The organism is Chitinophaga sp. (assembly GCF_036569185.1).
Classification (GTDB): domain Bacteria; phylum Bacteroidota; class Bacteroidia; order Chitinophagales; family Chitinophagaceae; genus Chitinophaga.
This window is the reverse complement of sequence record NZ_DATCRD010000194.1, coordinates 1-3,053: the sequence shown is the minus strand read 5'-3', so window position 1 is coordinate 3,053 and position 3,053 is coordinate 1. Positions and strand designations below refer to the sequence as shown.

General features: G+C 46.3%; 2 protein-coding genes. One reads left to right on the top strand and one right to left on the bottom strand.

The annotated features are described in order from the left end of the window. Window positions 1-195: 195 nt before the first annotated feature. A complete protein-coding gene (locus VIM72_RS14890) occupies window positions 196-987 on the bottom strand; it encodes a S1/P1 nuclease (protein WP_332003618.1) in 792 nt (263 codons plus the stop codon). A 104-nt stretch (window positions 988-1,091) separates the two neighbouring features. Here VIM72_RS14890 and uvrB point away from each other — a divergent pair. Continuing rightward, on the top strand, window positions 1,092-3,053 hold a 1,962-nt coding region (uvrB, locus tag VIM72_RS14885; protein ID WP_332003616.1), incomplete at its 3' end, for an excinuclease ABC subunit UvrB.

The following is a 3,053-nucleotide window of genomic DNA, read 5'->3' as shown; positions in this document are numbered from 1 at the left end:
GCGGATTTTGTCTGACTCAGGATTAAACTGATTTTGCAGATTAATTTGATTTTTTTATAAACTATTAAGGGAGATAAAAGCGAACTATTCGCTTTTATCTCCCTTAATAGTTTATAAAAAAATCAAATTAATTTGCAAAATCAGTTTAATTCTGAGTCAGACAAAATCCGCTACAGTCGCCGGAGGCGACCCAATTTATTTATATATCGCGTTGAGGATAGCCGCCAGCCGCAGCCCGCCCTTCAGCAGCTGTTGATTCAGGTTGTCCGCAAAAACATAATTATAACGGTAGCTAAGCTTGGAATCAGGCTGGGTATAGGCGTAAATCTGGTCGGAAAGCTGGTGTGAGTCAAACATCCAGTCGGCAATAGAGCCCCGTTGCATGGCTTTTACTTCCGCTGCCGAAGCGATATCCAGCGCCTTTGTGTATTCTGTATAGCTCAGCTGCTGGAAGTCGATCAGTTGCTCATCCCATACCCTATGCAGGTTCGATGGCTTATCGAACCAGGTCACGGCAATTTTGTTGCCACCCATATCTTCATCACGGCCTACGTGCAGTGGCTGATGCATGTCGCCTATCATGTGAACCAGGAAAGTGAGGGCAAACCGTTTTTTATCTTTTGACAGATTACGGTTTTTCAACTCCTTTATCATGGCCAGTGTTTGGGTGTACAGGTTTTCACCGGTAGCAGCCTTCAGTAGCTGGTCAAACTGTGCACGGTCTATATGACCGGGGAAATCAAGGTAATGCCATTTACTGGTATGATCGTACTGATGCGTAGTGTCTGATTTGATAAAATCAGGCCAGTTGGCGATCATTGCCAGGCTTTGTTTGCCCAGGATGTTGGTAATGGCTTTACGGGCTTGGGGGGTAAGATGAAGCCAGGCTATTTCGGCGGTAATACGGTGGCCGTTGGGGCCCCAGGCAAAAGAGGCAAGGGGTACCAGGAAGGCCAGTATCAGCCCCGTTAAAATTTTTTTTCTCATAAGTCCGTTCTTGATTGTGGCAGCAAATTAAAGCATCTTTTTTAACACTTTCACTTCCATATTCTTTAGTATTTTTACGGATACTGCTCAAATATAATTTCAATATGTCTTTTAATATACATGCGCCATACGCTCCCGCTGGTGACCAGCCGGAAGCGATCAGACAATTAACGAAAGGAATAAACGAAGGAGAACCCTTCCAGACGTTGCTGGGAGTAACCGGTTCCGGTAAAACATTTACAGTAGCCAATGTTATCCAGCAGGTACAGCGCCCTACCCTGGTGCTTACCCATAATAAAACGCTGGTGGCCCAGCTGTACGGCGAACTGAGGCAATTTTTCCCGGATAACGCGGTGGAGTATTATGTTTCCTATTATGATTATTACCAGCCGGAAGCGTATATGCCGGTGAGTGATACCTATATAGAAAAAGACCTGGCCATTAATGAGGAACTGGATAAACTCCGGCTGAAAGCCACGTCTAACCTGCTTTCCGGCAGGAGAGACATTATAGTGGTGGCCAGCGTATCCTGTATTTACGGTATTGGTAACCCTACCGATTATGAAAATGGTATCATCCGCATCCAGAAAGGACAAACAGTGAGTCGCAATATGTTGCTCCACAACCTGGTAAATTCCCTGTACAGCCGTACTACCGGCGATTTTAACCGGGGAAATTTCCGGGTGAAGGGAGATACTCTTGATATTAACCTGCCTTATGTGGATTATGGTTACCGGATTACTTTTTTTGGAGATGAGATAGAAGAGATAGAAACCATTGATGTACAGAACAGTAAGCGGATCACAGTAGTAGAGAACGCAGCTATCTTTCCTGCAAACATGTACCTGGCTCCTAAAGACATGATGCAACAGATCATATATGAAATACAGGATGAACTGAAGGCGCAGGTGGAATATTTTAAAGCCAATGGTAAGCTGATAGAAGCACAACGTTTATCCGACAGGGTTAACTATGATGTGGAAATGATCCGTGAGCTGGGATATTGCAGCGGTATTGAAAACTATTCCAGGTTCCTGGATCGTCGTAAGCCAGGCGCACGGCCATTCTGCCTGCTGGATTATTTCCCGAAGGATTTCCTGTTGGTGGTAGATGAAAGCCATGTAACCATTCCGCAGATTGGCGCTATGTACGGAGGCGACAGATCCCGTAAACTGAACCTGGTGGAATTTGGATTCCGCCTGCCTTCTGCGCTGGATAACCGGCCGCTGAACTTTTATGAATTTGAGAATATGTTGAACCAGGTCATATTTGTAAGCGCCACTCCGGGCGACTATGAGCTGAAGAAAACAGAGGGCGTGGTAGTGGAGCAGGTGGTTCGGCCCACAGGCCTGCTGGAACCGCCTATAGAAGTAAGACCCAGTGTGAACCAGGTAGACGACCTGCTGGATGAAATAGACAAACGCGTGCAAAAGGGCGACCGTGTACTGGTAACCACCCTTACAAAACGCATGGCCGAGGAAATGGACAAATATCTTGGGCGTATTAATATTAAGTCGCGCTACATCCACTCTGAAGTGGATACCCTGGAGCGTATTGAAATATTACGCGATCTGAGGTTGGGTAATATAGATGTACTGGTAGGGGTAAACCTGCTGAGGGAGGGGCTTGACTTGCCGGAAGTATCGCTGGTAGCTATCCTGGATGCGGATAAGGAAGGATTTCTAAGGGATGAGCGCTCACTGACACAAACAGCGGGGCGTGCGGCACGTAATGTGGATGGGTTGGTGATCTTTTATGCCGATAAGATCACAGAAAGTATGCAGCGTACTATAGATGAGACTGATCGCCGCCGGGAGAAGCAGATGGCATTTAACCTGGAGCATAATATTACACCGCGTACCGTGCGTAAGAGCAAGGAACAGATCCTGGGACAAACTTCTGTCCTGGAAATCAAACACTTCGACGAGAATTCACCGATGGCCATCCATGATGAGGTACAGTTAGTGGCAGAGGATGCAATGGCATATGCAAAATCATCTGCGGCTGGTGTGAAAACCATCCCGCAGATGGAGAAATCTATTGCCAAAGTGAAGAAGGATATGGAA